Source organism: Pseudomonas sp. ABFPK, assembly GCF_001586765.1.
GTDB lineage: Bacteria > Pseudomonadota > Gammaproteobacteria > Pseudomonadales > Pseudomonadaceae > Aquipseudomonas > Aquipseudomonas asiatica.
Genome location: NZ_LQXW01000009.1, coordinates 22,547 through 44,015 on the forward strand (window position 1 = coordinate 22,547; position 21,469 = coordinate 44,015).

The 21,469-nt window shown below is 64.5% G+C and carries 17 protein-coding genes; 8 read left to right on the forward strand and 9 right to left on the reverse strand.

What is annotated here, in order from left to right; all coding sequences use genetic code 11:
- Positions 1-93: 93 nt before the first annotated feature.
- Genes waaF through WM94_RS07725 form a run of 7 tightly spaced genes read left to right on the forward strand, consistent with a single transcriptional unit; the run spans position 94 to position 7,054 of the window.
- Positions 94-1,143 carry a lipopolysaccharide heptosyltransferase II gene (gene waaF / locus WM94_RS07695; RefSeq protein WP_013970536.1) on the forward strand — a complete coding sequence of 350 codons (1,050 nt, stop codon included), beginning with the start codon at positions 94-96 and terminating at the stop codon, positions 1,141-1,143.
- A complete protein-coding gene (gene waaC, locus WM94_RS07700) occupies positions 1,144-2,202 on the forward strand; it encodes a lipopolysaccharide heptosyltransferase I (RefSeq protein ID WP_061550874.1) in 1,059 nt (352 codons plus the stop codon).
- Positions 2,202-3,326, forward strand: a complete 1,125-nt coding sequence (locus tag WM94_RS07705; protein ID WP_013970538.1) for a glycosyltransferase family 4 protein — start codon at positions 2,202-2,204, stop codon at positions 3,324-3,326. The genes waaC and WM94_RS07705 overlap by 1 nt, the downstream gene beginning before the upstream one ends.
- A complete protein-coding gene (gene rfaP, locus WM94_RS07710) occupies positions 3,323-4,129 on the forward strand; it encodes a lipopolysaccharide core heptose(I) kinase RfaP (protein ID WP_013970539.1) in 807 nt (268 codons plus the stop codon). Before WM94_RS07705 ends, rfaP begins: the two co-directional genes overlap by 4 nt.
- Positions 4,129-4,863 carry a lipopolysaccharide kinase InaA family protein gene (locus WM94_RS07715; protein WP_061550875.1) on the forward strand — a complete coding sequence of 245 codons (735 nt, stop codon included), beginning with the start codon at positions 4,129-4,131 and terminating at the stop codon, positions 4,861-4,863. The genes rfaP and WM94_RS07715 overlap by 1 nt, the downstream gene beginning before the upstream one ends.
- A complete protein-coding gene (locus WM94_RS07720) occupies positions 4,860-5,612 on the forward strand; it encodes a lipopolysaccharide kinase InaA family protein (protein ID WP_039613212.1) in 753 nt (250 codons plus the stop codon). Before WM94_RS07715 ends, WM94_RS07720 begins: the two co-directional genes overlap by 4 nt.
- The gene (locus tag WM94_RS07725; RefSeq protein ID WP_061550876.1) at positions 5,612-7,054 is read left to right on the forward strand and encodes a lipopolysaccharide kinase InaA family protein; all 1,443 of its coding nucleotides are present in this window, start codon (positions 5,612-5,614) and stop codon (positions 7,052-7,054) included. The genes WM94_RS07720 and WM94_RS07725 overlap by 1 nt, the downstream gene beginning before the upstream one ends.
- Here WM94_RS07725 and WM94_RS07730 read toward each other — a convergent pair.
- From WM94_RS07730 to WM94_RS07765, 8 genes are all read right to left on the reverse strand, one after another.
- Positions 7,015-9,834: a dermonecrotic toxin domain-containing protein gene (locus tag WM94_RS07730; protein ID WP_061550877.1), complete on the reverse strand. Its 2,820-nt coding sequence runs from the start codon at positions 9,832-9,834 to the stop codon at positions 7,015-7,017. The two genes, WM94_RS07725 and WM94_RS07730, sit on opposite strands and share 40 nt — an antisense overlap.
- A gap of 66 nt (positions 9,835-9,900) precedes the next feature.
- Positions 9,901-10,086, reverse strand: a complete 186-nt coding sequence (locus WM94_RS07735) for a hypothetical protein (protein WP_061550878.1) — start codon at positions 10,084-10,086, stop codon at positions 9,901-9,903.
- Positions 10,083-11,195, reverse strand: coding sequence for a PepSY domain-containing protein (locus WM94_RS07740; RefSeq protein ID WP_061550922.1), 1,113 nt, complete (start codon positions 11,193-11,195; stop codon positions 10,083-10,085). The genes WM94_RS07735 and WM94_RS07740 overlap by 4 nt, the downstream gene beginning before the upstream one ends.
- A gap of 140 nt (positions 11,196-11,335) precedes the next feature.
- Positions 11,336-13,771, reverse strand: a complete 2,436-nt coding sequence (locus tag WM94_RS07745; protein ID WP_061550879.1) for a TonB-dependent siderophore receptor — start codon at positions 13,769-13,771, stop codon at positions 11,336-11,338.
- Between the two features lie 219 nt (positions 13,772-13,990).
- Positions 13,991-14,947, reverse strand: coding sequence for a FecR domain-containing protein (locus WM94_RS07750; RefSeq protein ID WP_061550880.1), 957 nt, complete (start codon positions 14,945-14,947; stop codon positions 13,991-13,993).
- Positions 14,944-15,462, reverse strand: coding sequence for an RNA polymerase sigma factor (locus WM94_RS07755; RefSeq protein WP_015268687.1), 519 nt, complete (start codon positions 15,460-15,462; stop codon positions 14,944-14,946). The genes WM94_RS07750 and WM94_RS07755 overlap by 4 nt, the downstream gene beginning before the upstream one ends.
- Positions 15,463-15,705: 243 nt before the next feature.
- Positions 15,706-16,416, reverse strand: coding sequence for a PolC-type DNA polymerase III (locus WM94_RS07760; RefSeq protein WP_039613220.1), 711 nt, complete (start codon positions 16,414-16,416; stop codon positions 15,706-15,708).
- A complete protein-coding gene (locus WM94_RS07765; RefSeq protein ID WP_061550881.1) occupies positions 16,413-18,350 on the reverse strand; it encodes a DUF294 nucleotidyltransferase-like domain-containing protein in 1,938 nt (645 codons plus the stop codon). The genes WM94_RS07760 and WM94_RS07765 overlap by 4 nt, the downstream gene beginning before the upstream one ends.
- Before the next feature lie 116 nt (positions 18,351-18,466).
- On the opposite strand from WM94_RS07765, the gene WM94_RS07770 reads away from it, so the two are divergent.
- Positions 18,467-19,006: a response regulator gene (locus WM94_RS07770; RefSeq protein ID WP_039613222.1), complete on the forward strand. Its 540-nt coding sequence runs from the start codon at positions 18,467-18,469 to the stop codon at positions 19,004-19,006.
- A 139-nt stretch (positions 19,007-19,145) separates the two neighbouring features.
- On the opposite strand, the gene WM94_RS07775 is transcribed toward WM94_RS07770, so the two are convergent.
- Positions 19,146-21,323, reverse strand: coding sequence for a malate synthase G (locus tag WM94_RS07775; protein WP_061550882.1), 2,178 nt, complete (start codon positions 21,321-21,323; stop codon positions 19,146-19,148).
- Positions 21,324-21,469: the final 146 nt, after the last annotated feature.

Sequence of the window (21,469 nt, forward strand, 5' to 3'; positions counted from 1 at the left end):
GTGGTACACTGTCCGCCACATAGCCTGAATATAAAGAGGGGAGGCCAGGCTGTACCGCAGCCTGTAGCCTCCCCGAGCGTTTCTGGACTAAGCATGAGAATACTGATCATTGGCCCCAGCTGGGTCGGCGACATGGTGATGGCGCAGACCCTGTTCCAGTGCCTGAAACAGCAGCACCCCGACTGCGTGATCGATGTGCTGGCCCCCGAGTGGAGCCGGCCGATCCTCGAACGCATGCCCGAGGTCCGTCAGGCCCTGAGCTTCCCGCTCGGCCACGGCGCACTGGAACTGGCCACGCGGCGACGCATCGGCAAGTCCTTGGCCGGCCAGTACGACCAGGCCATCCTGCTGCCCAACTCGCTGAAGTCGGCGCTGGTGCCGTTCTTTGCCGGTATCCCCAAGCGCACCGGCTGGCGCGGCGAAATGCGCTTCGGCCTGCTCAACGACGTGCGCAAGCTGGACAAGGCCCGTTACCCGCTGATGATCGAGCGCTTCATGGCCCTGGCCTACGCACCCGGCGCCGAGCTGCCGCAGCCGTACCCGCGCCCCAGCCTTCAGATCGAAGCGCAAAGCCGCGACGCCGCCCTTGCCAAGTTCGGCCTGGAGCTGGACCGCCCGGTGCTGGCGCTGTGCCCCGGTGCCGAGTTCGGCGAGGCCAAGCGCTGGCCGGCCGAGCACTACGCCACCGTGGCCGATGCGATGATCCGCCAGGGCTGGCAGGTGTGGCTGTTCGGCTCGAAGAACGATCACCCGGTCGGTGAGCAGATTCGCGATCGGCTGATCCCGGGCTTGCGTGAAGAGTCGTCCAACCTGGCCGGCGAAACCTCGCTGGCCGAGGCCATCGACCTGATGTCCTGCGCCCATGCCGTGGTGTCCAACGACTCGGGCCTGATGCACGTGGCCGCCGCGCTGAACCGCCCGCTGGTGGCGGTGTACGGCTCGACCTCGCCAGGCTTCACCCCACCGCTGGCCGAGCACGTGGAAGTGGTGCGCACCGGCATCGAGTGCAGCCCATGCTTCGACCGCACCTGCCGCTTCGGCCACTACAACTGCCTGCGCTTGCTGGAACCGGGCAAAGTCATTGCTGCCCTGCACAGCCTGACCGGGCCGGACCTGATCGATACCGTGGCCGAGGTCGACTAAGTGCGGGTACTGATCATCAAGACTTCGTCGCTGGGTGATGTGATCCACACCTTGCCGGCGCTTACCGATGCGGCCCACGCCATCCCGGGCATCCGCTTCGACTGGGTGGTGGAAGAAGGCTTCGCCGAAATCCCCAGCTGGCACCCGGCGGTCGACCAGGTGATCCCGGTGGCCATTCGCCGCTGGCGCAAGAATCTCTGGCAAACCATCAAGAGCGGCGAGTGGAAGGCGTTCAAGCAACGTGTACGCGAGCGCAAGTACGATCTGGTGATCGACGCCCAGGGCCTGGTCAAGTCGGCCTGGCTGACCCGCTATGTGAAGGCGCCTGTGGCTGGCCTGGACCGCTACTCGGCCCGCGAAGGCTGGGCCAGCCGCTTCTATGACCGGCGCCTGTCGGTTGCCACCGGCCAGCATGCGGTGGAGCGGGTGCGCCAGCTGTTCGCCATGGCCCTGGCCTACGACCTGCCGGAAGGCATCGGCAACTACGGCCTCGACCTCGAGCGCCTGCAACTGCCGCCGGCCGCCCCCTATGTGGTGTTCCTGCACGGTACCACCTGGGCGACCAAGCACTGGCCCGAAGCCTACTGGCGCGAACTGGCCGAGCGCATGGGCCGGCGCAAGCTGGAAGTGCGCCTGCCGTGGGGCAACCAGGCCGAGAAGGCGCGGGCCGAGCGCATCGCCCAGGGCTTGAACAACTGCCAGGTGCTCCCCAAATTGAACCTTGCCGGCGTCGCACGCGTGTTGGCGGCGGCAAAAGCCTGTGTGGCGGTCGATACCGGCCTCGGCCACCTGGCGGCGGCACTCGATGTGCCCACCATTTCGCTGTTCGGCCCGACCAACCCGGGCCTGACCGGCGCCTACGGACGGACCCAGATTCACCAGGCCAGTGACTGGCCCTGCGCGCCCTGCCTGCAGAAGAAGTGCACCTACAAACCGAGCGCCGACGACCTGCGCCGGTTCGATCTGAAACGCGAGTGGCCGCTGTGCTTCACTCGCCTGAATCCCGAGCATGTGGCGAGCCGCTTGAGCGCGTTGCTGCTGGCTGAGGATGTCCGTTGATGCAACTGGCTTTCGTGCTTTACAAATATTTCCCCTTCGGCGGGCTGCAGCGCGACTTCATGCGCATTGCCCTGGAATGCCAGAAGCGGGGCCACCAGATCCGTGTGTACACGCTGATCTGGGAGGGTGACATTCCGCCGGGCTTCGAAGTGCTGGTGGCGCCGGTGAAGGCGATTTTCAATCACCGCCGCAACGAGAAGCTCAGCGCCTGGATGGCCGCCGACCTGGCCAAGCGCCCGGTCGACCGCCTGATCGGCTTCAACAAGATGCCTGGGCTGGATGTGTACTACGCCGCCGACGGCTGCTTCGAGGACAAGGCGCAGACCCTGCGTGGCGGCCTGTACCGCCGCTGGGGCCGCTACCGGCACTTTGCCGAGTACGAACGTGCGGTGTTCGCCAAGGACGCCCATACTGAAGTGCTGATGATTTCCGAAGTGCAGCAGCCGCTGTTCATCAAGCACTACGGCACCCCGGTGGAGCGTTTCCACCTGCTGCCGCCGGGCATTTCCCAGGACCGCCGCGCGCCGGCCAATGCTGGCGAAATCCGCGCCGAGTTCCGCAAGGAATTCAACCTGGGCGATGACGACCTGCTGTTGGTGCAGATTGGCTCGGGCTTCAAGACCAAGGGCGTTGACCGCAGCCTCAAGGCCCTGGCCGCACTGCCGTCGGCCCTGCGCAAGCGCACCAGGCTGATGGTGATCGGCCAGGATGACCCCAAGGTGTTCCAGCTGCAAAGCGCTACCTTGGGCCTGGGCGAGCAGGTGCAGTTCCTCAAGGGCCGCAGCGACATCCCGCGCTTTCTGCTTGGCGCCGACCTGCTGATCCACCCGGCGTACAACGAGAACACCGGCACGGTGCTGCTCGAGGCACTGGTGGCCGGCCTGCCGGTGCTGGTCTCCAAGGTGTGCGGCTACGCCCACTACATTGCCGAGGCCGACAGCGGCCTGGTGCTGGACGAGCCGTTCGAGCAGGAACAGCTCAATGGCTACCTGCAGCGCATGCTCGAAGACCAGCAGGCCCGCGCCAGCTGGTCGCGCAACGGCCTGGCGTTTGCTGAAACCGCCGATCTGTACAGCATGCCGCAGCATGCCGCCGACGTGATCCTCGGGCAGGAGTCCGCATGAAGCTGATACTGGCCGAACCGTTCAAGCGCCTGTGGGCCGGGCGTGATGCCTTCGATGCCGTGGAGGCGCTGCAAGGCGAGGTCTATCGCGAACTGGAAGGGCGCCGCACGCTGCGCACCGAAGTCGCTGGCGAGGGCTTCTTCGTCAAGATTCACCGCGGCATCGGCTGGGGCGAGATCTTCAAGAACCTGCTTACCGCCAAGCTGCCGGTACTCGGCGCCGGCCAGGAGTGGCAGGCCATCCAGCGCCTGCACCAGGTTGGCGTGCCGACCATGACTGCCGTCGCCTATGGCGAGCGTGGCAGCAACCCGGCCGCGCAGCACTCGTTCATCATCACCGAAGAGCTGGCGCCGACCATCAGCCTGGAAGACTTCAGCATCGACTGGGTCAGGCAGCCGCCCGAGCCGCGCCTGAAGCGCGCGCTGATCGCCGAAGTGGCGAAGATGACCGGCGGCATGCACCGCGCCGGGGTCAACCACCGCGACTGCTACATCTGCCACTTCCTGCTGCACACCGACCGCCCGGTGACGGCGGAAGACTTCAAACTGTCGGTAATCGACCTGCACCGCGCGCAGACCCGGGCGAAAATCAGCCGCCGCTGGCGCGACAAGGACCTGGCCGCGCTGTACTTCTCGGCGCTGGACATCGGCCTGACCCAACGCGACAAGCTGCGCTTCCTGCGCGGTTACTTCCAGCGCCCGCTGCGGCAGGTCCTTAAGGATGAAGCCGCGCTGCTCGCCTGGCTGGAGCGCAAGGCGCAGAAACTCTATGACCGCAAGCAACGCTATGGGGATGCACTCTGATGGCGGGGTGGACACTGGCGCCAGGCTACCAACACCTGGCGGCGGACTTCGGCAGCCTGGAAGCGGTATTTGCCCTGCAAGGCGAGCGCCTGACCCGCGACCCGCTCAGTGAGGTGGTGCGTATCACGCGTGACGGGGTCAATTATTACGTCAAGCGCTACACCGGGGCCGGCAAGCACATGCGCCGTTACCTGGGCCGGCCGCGGATCAAGGCCGAATGGCAGAACCTCAAGCAGTTCGACAAGTGGGGCATCCCCACTGCCGAAGTGGTGGCATGGGGCCTGGAGCGCAATGGCCTGGCCTTTGGCCGGGGGGCCATGATCACCCGCGAACTGCCGCGTACCGAAGACTTGTCGGCGCTGGCCGAGCGTAACGATGCACGCCTGGCCGATCGCGCCTGGGTCGGGCATGTCAGCAGCCAGCTGGCGCGCCACACCCGGGTCATGCACCAGCACCACTTCGCCCACAACGACCTGAAATGGCGCAACTTGCTGGTCGACGACCAGGGCACGCTATTCTTCATCGACTGCCCCACCGGCGATTTCTGGCGCGGCTTCATGTGGCGGCACCGGATGATCAAGGACCTGGCATGCCTGGACAAAGTGGCCAAATACCACCTGTCGGCGACGCAGCGCCTGCGTTTCTACCTGCAATATCGTGGCCGCGACCGGCTGAATGTGCGTGACAAGAAGCGCATTCGCCAGGTGGTGAGCTTTTTCGAGGGAAGGGAATGACCGATTACCTGGCCAGCGCGGACCTCGCGCTGCTCAAGCGCCATGGCCTGGACGACTTCGAGGCACTGTGGGCGCTGCAACTGGATGCCGTGGACGAACCGAACACCGGCCGCGGTGGCTGGAGCAGCGTGTACCGCCTGGAGCTCGAGGGCAAGGGCTACTACCTCAAGCGCCAGAGCGACTACCTGACCCGTACCCTGCACCGGCCATTCGGCGAGCCGACCTTCGCCCGCGAATTCCGCAACATCAGCCGTTACCAGAAACTGCAGATTCCGGCCTTGCAGGCGGTGTTCTACGGCGAGCGCAAGAAAGGCGGCACGCACCGGGCGATCCTGATGACTCGTGCTCTGGACGAATGGGCCGACCTCGACAGCTTGCTGGCCCGGTGGCCACAACTGAGCGATGCCGAACGCAATGGTGTCCTGCAGGCCTGCGGCCAGCTGGCGCGCACCCTGCATAGCGCCGGCCAGGTGCATGGTTGCTTCTACCCCAAGCACATCTTCCTGCGTCAGCGCCGCGAAGGCTGGGACGCGCAACTGATCGACCTGGAGAAGACCCGACCCCTGCTGTTCGGCATGCGTGACCGCCTCAAGGACCTGGAGCCGTTGCTGCGCCGCGCACCGGTCTGGGACGAGCGCGATGTACGTACCTTGCTGGCCAGCTACCTGGCGCAGCCTGCCGATGGCACGCTGGTCGATACCTGGCTGCAACGCCTGACGCAACGCCGTCGTGAAAAAGAGGCCCGCTGATGCGTTTGTCTGAATTGAAAGAGGCCGGGCGCAGCCCCTCGTTGCCCCTGAGCATCACCCTGGCCGATGCCGCCGGCACGGCCGACCTGCAATTGCTCAGCCTGCTGCGCGTGCTGCCGGGCCAGCGCTATGTGGGTGCCGGCGTGTGGCGCGGTACCCCGGTGCTGGCCAAGCTGCTGGTCGGTGGTAACGCTGCACGGCATTTCCAGCGCGAACTGCAAGGCGTGAAACTGCTGGCCGAGCAGGGCCTGACCACGCCGAAGCTGCTGGCTGACGGCCTCAAGGAAGGCGAGGGTGGCTGGCTGCTGTTCGAATTCCTCGACGGCGCCGAGAGCCTGGCCGATGCCTGGGCGGCAGTGGAGAGCTTGCCGGTGTTGGCAGACGAGCAGCATCTGGTGCTGGGCGAGGCGCTCACTGCAGTGGCGCACATGCACGCCCGGGGCCTGTGGCAGGAAGACCTGCACCTGGACAACCTGCTGCGCCACGGCGGCAAGCTGTACCTGATCGACGGCGCCGGCATCAAGGCCGAAACGCCTGGCCAGCAGCTGTCACGCCCGCGTGTGCTGGAAAACCTGGGGGTGTTCTTCGCTCAGCTCCCCAAGCGCCTGGAGCCTTTCATCGAAGAACTGCTGGTTCACTACCTGCTGGCCAACGCCGAGCATGCGCTGCCGCTGGAAGCCTTGCAGAAGCAGGTAGACAAGGTGCGCAGCTGGCGCCAGAAGAATTACCTGGAAAAGGCTGGTCGTGAATGCAGCCTGTTCAGTGTCGAGCGCAGCCTTTCGGGCTTGCGGGCAGTCCGCCGTGACGAGGTCGAAGCCATGTTGCCGGTGCTGGAGCAGGCCGACGCGTTGATCGACCAGGGCCACCTGTACAAGACCGGTGGTGCGGCCAGTGTGGCGCGCATCGAGGTTGGCGGCCGCACGCTGGTGCTCAAACGCTACAACATCAAGAACACCGCGCACTGGTTCAAGCGCTTCTGGCGCCCGAGCCGGGCCTGGCATTCCTGGATCGAAGGCCATCGCCTGGAATTCCTCGACATTGCCACGCCGCGTCCACTGGCGGTGCTGGAGCAACGGGTGATGGGGCTGCGAAGCCGTGCCTACCTGGTCACCGAGTATATCGATGGCCCAGACCTGGCCGAATGCTTCGCGCCCTACGTGGATAACGGCGATGCGCCCGAGGAGCAGGTGGATGCCCTGGTGCATGTGATGCAGCAGCTGATTCGCGAGCGTATCAGCCATGGTGACTTCAAGGGCCACAACCTGTTCTGGTACAACGGCCAATGGTCGCTGATCGACCTTGACGCCATGTGCCAGCACGCCACCCAGCTCAGCTTCGCCCCGGCCTACGCCCGTGATCGGGCGCGGCTGCTGCGCAACTGGCCGAGCGGCAGTGCCTTGCATCAGCGGCTGGACCGGCTGCTGCCCAAGCTGGCCGAGTAATCCGCCGGCAGTGCCAGCCAGTCGCTGCTGCGGCCTGGCTGGCGCACGCGAATGCGCCATTGGCCGCCCTGTTGGCGCAATACTGCCCAGGCGTGGACTGCGCCCAGTGCCTTCTCGGGCAGCAGCAAATGGTATTGCCCGGCAAGCAGGTGCCGTCGAACCGGCAACTGATGGTTACCCAACTGCAGATAGAGTTGCCCCCCAGCGTCGTGCAGGTCGGCGTCCCCTGCCACCGGTTCGCCCGCTAATGGTTGTTGCAGGCGTACCTCTTCCAGCAGGTGGGCTATGTCAGGCAACCCGTCATGCCAAAGCACGATGGAATCGACCACCCAATTGCCGTTGCGCAGCCGTTTGATCGGCAGTTGCGCGTAGGCATCCGGCTGCCTGGGGTCGAGTACCCGCCAGCGATAGCCGTCGAAGTGGACGTTGTACAACCGCCCCTGGCTGTCCTTGACGAAGTACCGGTCCGGACCTGGTACGCTGTTGATCTGTTCGTACACTTCCTCGCCATGAACGCCGTCGATCCGGTAGCGCAGCTTGCTCACATCCACGGCCGCTTCGTGGGTATTCGGCAGTGGGCGCGGAGGTTGCGGCGGCAGGCCGCGCATCGCCCTGCGCATGAGGGGCGAACCAGCGAAACTGGACAATCCATCGGCGCTGTGGCTCAAAGCGGCCATGGCGTGGTGGAAGGTTGCTGCATAGTCCTCTTTTTCCAGGGCTTCGAAGCCGTCCCACAGCGAAATCGACATACGGCCGAAGGCCAGGGCTGACATTGTCGGGGCCGGTAGCACGAGGCTGATCATGTCGAGAACCAGGCGCAGCGTCGACAGCCCGTACTCGCCGAGCAGCTCGCGGTTGCTGCGGCTGTTGGTATCGGCCTCGGCGATCATGGCGTGGACCTGGGCCTTGTAAAGGGCATCGAAGAGGTTGCCGTTGATCATTGGCCTTTGCACATATGGCCCGAGGCGGCCCTTGCGCACCAACTTGTCGAGCCGCTTGCCATCAGCCAGAGGCGCGCGCTGGATCAGGTATTTTCGCAAGGAAGGCATGCTGCGAAGGGTTCTGAGCAGCGCCCGGGTATCGGGGTATTCACGCCATGCGCGCCGATCGGGAGCGTCCGGCGTATACAGCACCAGCGACGGCTGGTTGTCGCTCTCGGCATTGAGCAGCAGTACCCCTTGCAGCGTGTGCCCGTCGATGATCAGTTGGCGCACCGCGATACGATGCTCGTCGATGGTAGGGCGCCAATTGTTGTCGGGGTGGTCGGTGACGGCTTTGACCCAGCGATAGCCCCGCTCGTGGGTATCGTTCAGAAAGTGCCTGGCATAGCGGGCCTTGGCCGCCTCGGCGCGCATGCGGGCGCGGTTCATGTTGCCGTGGCATTGCATGCGCCAGCGCGCACCTGGAGACTCCAGCAGGTGGGTTCGCAGGTAGCGGATGTAGCCACTGCCGGCGTCTAGCTCACGCACCAGGCGCTTTACCCCTTCCGCGGATATTGATTCCAGCGTGGAACCGTCTTCGTGGTGTATTCGGGCAGTCAGCCAGTAATCGACGTCGAACCAGCCGATGTTCAACAGGGCCAGCTCGTCCAGGCGGTAGGTGGTGGTTACCAGTTCGATGGTGCCACCGACATGGCGACGGTTGGCAACGGCCACGTAACCCGAAGGTGCCAGCGGGTTGATCAGCGGGCCGGTGCGGTGTGCAAGTGTGACGGTTATGCAGACTTTTTCGGCAGGCAATTCGATGGAGAATTCGCGCCGCAGCGCCTTGCCGAGGCGTTCGCGCACCCATGCCAGCAGGTGGTGGCGATTGCCGAACGCCTCCAGGGTCAAAAGGCCGGGTGCAGCAGCCTGGGTGATGGCCCCGGCGAGCTCCTGGATCGTTTGCATGATGTGCGTCAGGCTTTGCGTGGAGCTCTGGCGCAGCCAGGCGGGCAGGTGTTTTTCCAGCAGCAGCGCATAACGGGTGGACAACGCATATTGGCTGCCCATGAGATCGGTCAGTGACTGCTGTTTGGCCAGGGTGCTTTTCAGTGCCGGTAGATTCGGGTTCTGGTCAAGCGCCCAGGCGGCGTGCCAGGCGATGGTAAGCCGTTGATGCTGCGCGTCGATCACGTCAGTGGCCTGTTGTTCGACCAGGTCACCGGTAAACCACTCGTAGCGCAGCCGGTCGGCACACCGGACCAGTTGCTGGTCCTGCAGGCGGGGTAGCAATTGCAGTATTGGCCGGCTTTGCATGGGGTCGTCCAGGCGCTCGCACAGCTCCCTGTGCAGTTCGGCCAGGTTGGCGAAGCCTTCAACGCCATGAGACACGCTGCACAACAGTGCCTGGCCTGTGGCTGTTGCAGGCTCGGCAATGGCCCCTTCCGGTACTTCTGCCACCAGTACCAGCACGCCGGGTAACGGTAACCGGCCATTGGGGCTTGAACGGTTGAATACCGGCCGATAAACCTGGGCCCGGTGGGTGTCTGGCAGGTGGTTGCGCTGCCAGGGGAGCGGCAGCTCCAGGGAGGTGCGCAGCATGCTGATGTGGCTGTAGTCCAGGGTCTGGTCGGCGAGGCGCAGTTCCAGTTCGGCCAGAAGTTGCTCATGACGCAGTTCGCGCAGTTGTCGGGCGCGGCTGTGGCCTGCTTCGACAGGGTCGTTCCAGAACGCTGCCAGGTCACCGAAAAAACGCTGACGCATGGCGGCCGGCTCCGTTTCGCCCGCCAGTTCGGGTTTGCCTTGCTCAAGGGCGATCAGTTGTTGATCGAGCGCTTCGAGGCGCTGCAAAGGTGTCATGGTATGGCTCCTTGGAAAATGGCAGCCAACCATGTCGCGGCAAAAGAGGGTGCGGGTATTACCCGGCTACTGCCGTGGACGAGGGTAGAAACCTTGCAGGCCAAGAGCCGCCGACACCCCCAGGCCGAGCCAGGCCAGGCTGTCCCAGACCCCGTCCCCCAGCAAGGCGGCAAATAGCCCCACGGCAGTGAGCAGGGCCACGACCATCGGCCAGATGAGGATGCGCCAGGTCGGCTGTGACTTGTGGCTCATGCCCGCGCCTCCCGCTTCGTGCGTTGTTTGCCCCACCACAGGTACAAGCCGCTGCCGAGGACGATGATGGTCAGCACATCGAGTAGCGCCCACAGGATTTGCATTGGCCGGCCGCCGTAGTCGCCGAAGTGCAGTGGTTGCGACAGGCCCATGGCATCCATGTACCAGGGGCGTTCGCCGACGGCGGTCACCGTTAGTGTTCGCGCATCGATCAGTACGGGCGTGAGCAGGTGCGAGGTCAGGTGCGTGGCGCCCTTCATGAACACCGCATAGTGGTGCTCGCTGGAAAAGCGTGTGCCCGGGAAGGCGATGAAGTCCGGGCGCATGCCGGGGGCGGCCTGTTCGGCGATGGTCAGCAGGTGGGTGGCCGGGGCGCGTTCGGTGAGCGGTGGGGCATCACGGTACGGGGCAACCATGGCCGCCAGGCTGTCGTTGCGCCAGGCGGCGATGACCAGGTCCGACAGCGCGCTGATGACACCGGTCACGCCTACCGTAAGAGCCCAGGCCAAGGTGACCACGCCGATCAGGTTGTGCAGGTCGAGCCAGCGCAGGCGACGGGATTTGCCGTGGCGCACCGTGCCGAAGTCCAGGCGGCGCATGAACGGTGCATAGAGCACGGTGCCGGAGATGATCGCCACGACGAACAGCACGCCCATGAAGGCCAGCAGCAGCTTGCCGGGCAGGCCGGCGAACATGTCCACGTGCAGGCGCAGCATGGTCATCATGAAGCCGCCGTTGGCGGCCGGCATGGCCACGGCTTCACCGGTGCGGGCGTCGAGCATGAAGGTGTGCGACGAATTGGGTTCGGTGCCGGCGGTGGCGGCGGTTATGGCCACTACGCCGTTGGCTTCGTCCTCGTCGTAGCCGAAGTACTGCATGACCTCGCCGGGGCGGTGCTGCTCGGCCTTGATCACCAACTGCTGCAGGTCGAGGTGCGGTGTATCGGCCGGCATTTCCCGCAGTTCGGGGGCGTCGCCGAGCAGGTGTTCGAGTTCGTGGTGGAAGATCAGCGGCAGGCCGGTGACTGCCAGCAACAGCAGGAACAGGGTGCAGACCAGGCTGCTCCAGGTGTGGGTCATCGACCAGCGGCGGATGGTTGGGCTTTTCATCACGGTACCGATTTTTGCCTGTTGGAAGCTGGGCTGCTGCGCAGCCCTTTCGCGACACAAGGCCGCTCCTACAAGGGGGCGTGTTTTCCTGTAGGAGCGGCCTTGTGTCGCGAAAGGGCCGCAAAGCGGCCCCCATTCACTCAGAACTTGTAATTGACACTGGCCACCACGTTGCGCTCGTCGCCGTAGTAGCAGTAGTACCCGTCACAGGTAGACAAGTAGTCCTTGTTGAACAGGTTCTTCGCATCCACGGCTACGGTCACCCCCTTGAGGGTGCTGTTCAGGCGGCCCAGGTCGTAGTGCACCGATGCGTCGTAGACGGTGTAGGACCCAACATGCCCCCAATCGGTGTTAGTGGTATTACCGTAGGTGTCGCCCACGTAGCGCACGCCAACGCCCACCCCAAACCCATCCAGTGGTCCGCTGTGCCAGGTGTAGTCAGCCCAGGCAGTAGCCTGGTTGCGCGGCACCTGCGCCATGCGCTTGCCTTTCTCGTCACTGGTGCCTTTGATGATTTCGCTGTCGTTGTAGGTGTACGAGCCCACCAGTTTGAGGTTCTCGGTCACATCCGAAGTAGCCTCCAACTCCAGGCCTTTGACACGCACTTCGCCAACCTGACGGGTCACACCACCCTCGGTTACCGACATGTTCTCCTGCGTCAGGTCGAACACAGCAGCGGTGAACAGGCTATTGCTGCCTGGAGGCTGGTATTTGATGCCCAGTTCGTATTGCTTGCCTTCGGTCGGTTTGAAGGCATCGGTGCTGTTGACGGTGGAACCGGTGGCAGCCTGGAACGACTCGGCATAGGAGATGTAAGGCGTCAGGCCGTTATCGAATACATAGCTGAGTGCTGCGTTACCACTGAACTTCTTGTCGCGCTGAGTATTGGTGGCGTCGCCTTGGTTGTGGAAGGTGGTGCCGGTGTGCACCCAGTCCTCACGACCACCGAGGGTCAGGCGCCAGTTGTCCAACGCCATCTGGTCCTGGATATACAGGCCGGTCTGCTGGGTTTTCTGGTCGTAGTCGTACATGTCGAAGTACTGAACGTTTGAGAAATCCTGACCGTAGATGGGGTTGTGGATATTGCTCGGTGGCACACCCGCCGAACCCCAGCGCCAGCGGGCATTGCTGTCCGAGCGCTGGTGGTCGAGCCCCAGCAGCAGGGTATGGGCAACCTGCCCGGTCTGGAAGTCGGCCTGGAAGTTGTTGTCCAAGGCGAACTGGGAGATGTCCTCCTCGACGATACCGGCGGTGCGTTGCACGGTGCCATCGGCGCTGACAGCTTCGTCCGGGCCGGCTGGCCAGATCGAACCACCGGCGGTAATGCCCTTGAAGTCCAGTTCGTTACGCGCGTAGCGCAGGTTCTGACGGAACTGCCAGGTGTCGTTCAGGCGTGTTTCGAATGCATAGCCGAGGTGGTAGTAGGTGCGGTCGTAGGATTCCCAATCCGGGTCGCCCAGGTTCTTGTGGTGCGAAATCTTGCCTGCGGGGCTATCCAGTTTGGTGCCCTGCAGTGGCAGGAACTGGCCGGTGATGCCGGTGTCATCGCGGGTGTACTGGCTGATGAAAGTCAGCTTGGTGTCGTCGTTGATGTTCCAGGTCAGGCTGGGCGCGATGTTGTAGCGTTTGTCCGGGATGTGGTCTACCGGCGAACCGCTGTCACGCACGGTGCCGCTCACTCGGTACAGGAACTGGCCTGCATCGTCGAGCTTGCCAGTGCTGTCGAAGTTGATCTGCTTGTGGTTGTTGCTGCCAACCTGGGCTTCGACTTCGTGGCTGCTTTCCAATTGCGGCCGACGGCTGGTCATGTCCAGCAGGCCGCCTGGTGGAGTCTGGCCGTAGACCGAAGAGGCCGGGCCACGCAGCACGGCGATGCGCTCCAGGTTCCAGGGCTCGATCTTGGGGGTGGCGTAGTTGCCCTTGGGCAACGGCAGGCCATCGAGGAACTGGGTAGGCACAAAACCCCGTACCAGCAACCAGTCGCTGCGCGAGTCGGAACCATAGCCGCTGCTCTGCACGCCAGCGGTGTAGCGAAGGGCGTCGTTCAGGCTGAGCACCGGCCGGTCTTCCATCTGCTGGCGGGTGATCACGCTTACCGAGCGGGGAAGTTCGGCGATGGCGGTGTCGGTCTTGGTGCCTGCTGCTGTCCGGGTAGCGGTGTAACCCTCTACCGGTCCCCAGGCACTTTCATAGCTGGAAGTCGCATTGATCGCAGTCTCCGGCAACGCCAGTGTCCCTTCCGGCGTAGCCACCAGGCTGTAGCTGCCCACGCTGCTTTGCTGCAGCTGCAGGCCGGTGCCGCGCAGGGCGGCCTGCAGGGCACCAAGGCCATCGTACTGCCCGCTCACCGGGGCCGAGGTGCGGCCGCTGACCAGTGCCGGGTCGATGGCCAGGGCGATGCCGGACTGGCTGGCGATCTGGTTGAGAGTGGTGGCCAGCGGGGCGCTGGGCAGGTCGTAGGCGCGCTGAGCGGATTGCTCGGCGGCGAACAGGGCAGGGCTGGCCAATGGTGCGGTCACGGCGATGGCCAGGGCCATCAGGCTGGGGCGCAGGATACGATCAACAGCACGGGACATGCAGAGGCTCCTCGACGGATAAGTGCTTTCTGCTTCCTTGCCGAGCGAGATTTGAAAAGTGACAGGGCGAATCTGAAAAAAATTGAGAATTATTTGAAGTTGGATTTCGCCTGTACCGCCCCTTTCGCGGGCTTGCCCGCTCCCACAGGGATCGCGGGGGCTTTGAGGCTGGTGCAATCCTGTGGGAGCGGGTTTACCCGCGAAGAGGCCGGTGCAGGCCTACTTGGGAACGACGGTCACCCACCACGGCGTATGCCGCTCGACCTTCACCGGCAGTGCCGGCACCAGCGACGACAGCGCCAGGTCGGTATCGGTCAGCGGGAAGCTGCCGGTCACCCGCAGGTCGGCGACCTGGTCGTCTACCCCGAGGTAACCGCTGCGGTACTGGCCAAGCGTGGCCAGCAGGTCAGCCAGGCGCACGTTGTCCACCACCAGCATGCCGCGGGTCCAGGCATCGGCACCGGCTGGCACAGTGCCGATCCGGCCAAGGCCGTTGGCGTTCATCAGAACCTGCTGGCCTTCGCGCAGCACCTGTTCGTCGCCGCTGTTCAGCGGCATGGCAGCGACCGAGGCTTGCAGTACTTCCAGGCGCGTGCCGTCGTCCTCGCGGCGCACCAGGAAGCGCGTGCCCAACGGGCGCAGGCGGCCATCGTCGGTGCGTACCAGCAGCGGGCGCCGGTCCTGATGGCCGGTTTCGACCGAAATCTCGCCTTGGTGCAGCACGATCACCCGTTGCTTGCCGGCGTAGTCGATATCCACGGCCGTGTGGCTGTTCAGGCTCAGCAAGGTGCCGTCTTCCAGGCGCAGGGTACGCAGTTCGCCGGTGGCGGTACGCTGATCGGCCAGCCAGTAGCTCGGTGCCAGCGATGGTGCGCCGACCCAGGCCAGCAGCGAGCCCAGCAGAAACATGCCGGCCAGCCCGCCGCCGACCTTGCCGATACGTCGGCGCAGCCCGGCGCGCGATTGCAGCAGGGCCTGGCGTGCCGGGCCGGCAGCGGCGCTCACACGCTGGTCCATGGCGCCGAGTTGGCGCCAGGCGCGGGCATGCTCCTCGCTGGCGGCATGCCAGCGCATGAATTCGCTGCGCTCGTCAGGTGTGCCGCTGCCGTTGTCGAGGCTGAGCTTCCAGGCAATGGCGGCTTCCAGCACCCGGGACGAAACCGGTGAACTGCTCACGTCGGCTCCCCGTACAGGGCCACGTAGCACTGGCGCATGCCCTGGGCGATGTACTGGCGCACCCGCGAAACCGAAACCCCCATGCGCTCGGCGATTTCGGCATGGCTCATACCGTCCAGGCGATTGTGCAGGAATGCTGCGCGGGCCTTGCTCGACAGCTTGCCGAGCAGGCGGTCGATGGCCTTGAGGTCCTCGAGGATCAGGTGTTGCACTTCCGGGGAAGGTTGTTCGGCTTCCGGCATCAGGGCCAGTTCGGCCAGGTAGGCCTGTTCCAGCGCGGCGCGGCGGAAGTGGTCGAACATCAGGCCCTTGGCCACGGCGGCCAGGAACGCGCGGGGTTCGCGGGGCGTATCCAGTTGCGCACGGCCGAGCAGGCGCACGAAGGTGTCCTGGCTCAGGTCTTCGGCACGTTGGCGGCAGGCCATGCTGCGTTGCAGCCAGGCGAGCAGCCAGCCGCGATGGTCGCGGTACAGCGCACCGACCAGATCGGCGTGTGGGCTCTGTGCAGAAGACAAGCAGCGTCCCCCCGGAACGAATGCATTAACTAACGATAATTATTCGCGATTGTTGCAGAGGGGAGGGGGTGGGTGCAATGGACGCTTATCGGATGGCCATCATCCAAGTCGTGCAGATGTTATGCCTGTGCTGGCCTCTTCGCGGGTAAACCCGCTCCCACAGGATCTCCAGGGTATCAAAGGCAGTACAGTCCCTGTGGGAGCGGGTTTACCCGCGAAGAGGCCAGCAAGGGCGGTGAAAAGCTACAGGCCGTGGTTGTGCACCTTGCGCCTGCGCCACCCGCGCAAGCGCTGCTCCAGCTGCAGGGGGCTGTCCAACTGCTGGCGTCGGGCCTGGCTGAACAGGATCAGCGCCAGTTCGGCGGTAACCAGCGCATCGGCGCTGGCGTGATGGCGCTCCTCGACCTGGAGGCCAAACCGCGCCACCCAGTCATCCAGCCCGGCCTCGCGCAGCACTGTGTCGGGGTTGAGCATCGGCGCCAGCTCGGCAACATCCAGGAAAGGTGACTGCAAGCGATAGCCCAGGCTTTCCTTCAGCGCGCGGGCGAGCATGCGCTGGTCGAACGGCGCATGGAATGCCAACACCGGGCTGTTGCCGATGAAGTCGAGCAGATCGAGCAAGGCCTCGGCCGGGTCGCAACCGGCAGCCAGTGCACTCGGGCCCAGGCCGTGGATCAGCACGCTGGCGTTGGTCTTCTGCAAAGGCCGGTGCAAGGTGCGTTCGAACTGCTGGGCAAAGTCGATGGCGCCGTCTTCGATGGCGACGGCACCAACTGATAGCACCTGGTCACGGTTGGTGTTCAGGCCGCTGGTCTCCAGGTCCAGCACCACCCAGCGTTGCTCGCGCAGGGTACACACCCCCAATGGCGCTGGCTTGGGCAGCCGGGCCAGGCGCTGGCGCGTGGCGTGGTCCAGTTCCGGCGCACTGGGGCGCAGCCAGGCGAACAGGCTCATAGCTGGTACCGCAAGGCCAGGCTGCTTTGCAGGCGCTGGGCCTGGCGCAGGGACTCGCGCAGGATGCGCCGGTCCAGGTGGTTGAGGCTGTCCGGGTCCAGGCGGTTGGAATAGGGCAGGTTGTCGCGGGTCTGGCGCTGGTGCTGCTGCATGCGCGTTTGCTGGATGAAGTGGTAGGCCTCTTCATACGCTGCGCCATCCAGTGCCTCGATCACACCCTTGGCCACGAGCTGGCGCAGGCGCTCCAAGGTATTGCAGGCACCGATGCCGTTGGCCAGGGCCAGCAGCCGCGCACCATCGACGAAGGGCGTCAGGCCCTGGACCTTGAGGTCGAGGGTGGCGGCCTTGTCGTTGCCCTGGCGGGTCAGCACGAACTCGCGCAGGCGGCCCACCGGCGGGCGCTGGCGCAGGGCGTTGTCAGCCATCATGCGCTGGAAGATGCGGTTGTCGGCCACCTGGTCCAGCAGGCCCTGGCGCAGCTGCTCGCAACCTTGCTCGTCGCCCCACACCACACGCAGGTCGAAATAGATGCTCGAGCCCAGCAGGTTCTCCGGGCTGGCTTCGCGGACAAAACCGGCAAAACGCCGCGCCCATTCACTGCGCGACAGGCACAGCTCGGGGTTGCCGGCCATGACGTTGCCCTTGCACAGGGTGAAGCCGCACTGGGCCAGGCACTGGTTGATGTATTGCGCCAGCGGCAGCAGGCGTGCGCGGATGGCGTCGGCTTCGGCGGCGTTGGCGGCTTCGAAGAGGATGCCGTTGTCCTGGTCGGTGTGCAGGGTTTGTTCTCGTCGCCCTTCGCTGCCAAAGCACAGCCAGCTGAACGGCACGCCCGGGTCTCCGCGTTCGGCCAGCGCCAGTTCGATCACCCGGCACACGGTGTGGTCGTTGAGCAGGGTGATGATCTGGGTGATCTGGGTGGAGGACGCGCCATGGGCCAGCATGCGCTCGACCAGCTGGCTGATTTCGCCGCGCAGCGAGACCAGGGTATCCAGGCGTGGCGCATGGCGGATGGTGCGTGCCAGGTGCACCAGGTCGACCCGTTGCAGGGAGAACAGGTCGCGCTCCGAAACCACACCGCACAGGCGCTGGTTTTCCACCAGGCATACGTGGGCGATGTGCCGCTCGGTCATCGCCATGGCTGCGTCGAAGGCGCTGGCCTGGGGGCTGAGGTAGAACGGCTGGGCGGTCATGTGGCGTGCGATGGGTGCACCCAGGTCGGCATCGGCCGCAGCCACCACCTGGCGCAAGTCGCGCAGGGTGAAGATACCGGTGGGGTAGCGCTGCGGGTCGACCACCACGATGCTGCCGACCTGCTGCTCGTGCATCAGCCGCACGGCGTCGCGCAGGGGCGTGTCGGGGCTGCACACCACCGGGTGGCGCATGGCCAGTTCACCCAGTGGCGTGTTCAGCGAATACTGGGTGCCGAGGGTTTCCACCGCGCGCTGGCGTACCTGCTGGTTGACCTGGTCGAGCAGGCTGCTGACCCCGCGCAGGGCAAAATCCCGAAACACTTCCGACATCGAGAACACGCGGATGAACGCGGCCTTGTTCAGCTGCAGGCAGAAGGTGTCCTCACCTGCCAGATGCTCGGTGCGTGTCGCCCGTTCGCCGAGCAGGGCAGCCAGCGGGAAGCATTCGCCACTGGTGATCTCGAAGGTAGTCTCCACACCAGGTTTGACCAGATGCTGGCGTTCACCGACCACGCGGCCCTGCTTGACGATGTAGAAGTGCTCGACCGGCCCGTCGGCAGGTTTGACGATGCTTTCGCCGCTGGCATAGAAGCGCAGCTGGCACTGTTCGACCAGGTAGGCCAGGTGGCTGTGTTCCATCTGGTTGAACGGCGGAAAACGCTGCAGGAACTGCAAGGTGCCCTGGATGTTCTGCAGCACTGCCGTCCTGCCCGCCTGGCTGTAGGCGTCCTTTTTGCTCATGAAACTGACCGTATCGCTATGCCGAACTATATATCTATATATATAGGTGCCGGCCATGTTGTTCTCTGCCTCCATGGTCGGCTTGCGGCGGGATGGTGCCCATTGGACGTAAGTCTATGAGTGCCCCTGTCAAAGACCCGACGAAAGGCCAGCCGGGTTACGCAAGTTCTGCGGTCCTAATGCTGAAGCGGAAATTTTTTGACGAGATGAGCATGCCTGAGCAACACGACATCCTGAGCGACGCCGAGCGCGAGGCATTGGCCGTCGTAAGTGCGCCCGTGGCTGCCAAGCCGCTGGTGCTGGTGGTGGATGACAATGCGGTGAATCGTGAGGCGCTGATCCTGTACCTGAAAAGCAGGGGGATTGACTGTGTCGGGGCGGATGGGGCTGAGGAGGCCAGGCTGTACCTGCACTACCAGCAACGGATTGGCTTGATGATTACGGATTTGCGCATGCAACCCGAGGATGGCCTGGACCTGATCCGCAAGGTTCGCGAATCAGAGCGGGCGGCGTTGTCGATCATCGTGGTGTCGGGCGATACCGACGTTAAAGAGGCGGTGGACGTGATGCACCTGGGGGTTGTGGATTTTCTTCTGAAGCCGGTCGACCTGGACAGGCTGCTGGAGCTGGTGAAGAAAGAACTGCAGATCGCTTAGCTGAGGAGCCTGTTCCGGCCTCATCGCCGGCAAGCCAGCTCCCACAGGGACCGCACAGCGTTTGAGGCCTGTGCAGTCCCTGTGGGAGCTGGCTTGCCGGCGATTGGGCCGCAAAGCGGCCCGCTGTCGCAGATGTCGCTTACAGCCCGTTACGCGCCTTGAACTCGCGGCGACGGCGGTGCAGTACCGGCTCGGTATAGCCGTTCGGCTGCTTGCCACCTTCCACCACCAGTTCTACCGCCGCCTGGAACGCGACGTTATCGTCGAAGTTCGGTGCCATCGGGCGGTACAGAGGGTCGCTGGCGTTCTGCTGGTCCACCACCACGGCCATGCGCTTGAGGCTTTCCAGCACCTGCTCCTGGCTGACCACGCCATGGCGCAGCCAGTTGGCCAGCAGCTGGGCCGAGATGCGCAGGGTGGCGCGGTCTTCCATCAGGCCGACGTTGTTGATGTCCGGCACCTTCGAGCAACCTACGCCCTGGTCGATCCAGCGCACCACGTAGCCGAGGATGCCCTGGGCGTTGTTGTCCAGTTCGTTGCGGATCTCTTCGGCCGACCAGTTGGTGTCGGCGGCCAGCGGGATGGCCAGGATGTCGTCCACCGACGCCGGGGTACGCGAAGCCAGTTCACGCTGACGTGCCTGTACGTCCACCTTGTGGTAGTGCAGGGCATGCAGGGTGGCGGCGGTCGGCGACGGCACCCAGGCGGTGTTGGCACCGGCCAGCGGGTGGGCGATCTTCTGCTCGAGCATGGCTGCCATCAGGTCGGGCATGGCCCACATGCCTTTGCCGATCTGCGCACGGCCTTGCAGGCCGGTGGCCAGGCCGACGTCGACGTTGTTGTTCTCGTAGGCACCGATCCACTTCTCGTTCTTCATGGCGCCCTTGCGCACCACGGCGCCGGCTTCCATCGAGGTGTGGATTTCATCGCCGGTGCGGTCGAGGAAGCCGGTGTTGATGAACACCACGCGCTCGGCTGCGGCCTTGATGCACGACTTGAGGTTGACCGTGGTACGGCGCTCCTCGTCCATGATGCCGACCTTGACGGTGTTGCGCTTCATGCCCAGCAGGTCTTCGACCTGGCTGAAGATCTCGGCGGCGAAGGCTACTTCCTCCGGGCCGTGCATCTTCGGCTTGACGATGTACACGCTGCCGGTGCGGGTGTTCTTGCGGCTGGTGTTGCCATTGAGGTTGTGCAGGGCGATCAGGTTGGTGAACAGGCCGTCCTGAATGCCTTCGGGGATTTCGTTGCCTTGGGCGTCGAGGATCGCCGGGTTGGTCATCAAGTGACCAACGTTGCGCACGAACAGCAGCGAACGGCCATGCAGGGTCACGCTACCGCCGTTGGGCGCGGCGTACTCGCGGTCCGGGTTCATGGTGCGGGTGAAGGTTTTGCCACCCTTGCTAACGCTTTCTGCCAGGTCGCCTTTCATCAGGCCCAGCCAGTTGCGGTAGACGATTACCTTGTCGTCGGCGTCGACGGCGGCAACCGAGTCTTCGCAGTCCATGATGGTGGTCAGCGCCGATTCCATCAGGATGTCTTTCACGCCGGCGGCGTCGGTGCTGCCGACCGGGGTGCTGGCGTCGACCTGGATTTCGAAGTGCAGGCCGTTGTGCTTGAGCAGCACGGCAGTCGGCGCAGCGGCATCGCCATGGAAGCCGATCAGCTGGGCATCGTCACGCAGGCCGCTGTTGCTGCCGCCTTTCAGGGCAACTACCAGCTTGCCGCCTTCGATGCGGTAGCCGGTGGAGTCGACGTGCGAGCCGGCCGCCAGTGGCGCGGCTTCGTCGAGGAAGGCGCGGGCGAAGGCGATGACCTTGTCGCCACGTACCTTGTTGTAGCCCTGGCCTTTCTCGGCGCCGCCTTCATCGCTGATGGCATCGGTGCCATACAGTGCGTCGTACAGCGAACCCCAACGGGCGTTGGCGGCGTTCAGGGCGAAGCGGGCGTTCATCACCGGTACGACCAGCTGCGGGCCGGCCATGTGGGCGATTTCTTCGTCCACGTTCTGGGTGGTTGCCTGGAAATCGTCGGCTTGTGGCAGCAGGTAGCCGATTTCCTGGAGGAATGCTTTGTAGGCTACGGCGTCGTGGGCCTGGCCTTTGCGTGCCTGGTGCCAGGCGTCGATCTTGGCTTGCAGCTCGTCGCGCTTGGCGAGCAGGGCTTTGTTCTTTGGAGCGAGGTCATTGATGATCTTCTCTGCACCGGCCCAGAACTGCTCGGCGACGATGCCGGTCCCTGGGATGGCTTCGTTGTTCACGAAGTCGTACAGGACCTTGGCGACCTGAAGGCCACCGACTTGAACGTATCCAGTCATTGCTTGCCTCACTCTGCTCAGCTATTTCGCTCTTCTGTATTAAGCCTGTAGCGCTTCTCTAAACACGGCACCAGTGCATGCCCCCGAGTAAAGCCCCGAGCGCGGCTGGGTGCGGCCTGCCAGACCGGCTGGCAGACAGTGTGCGT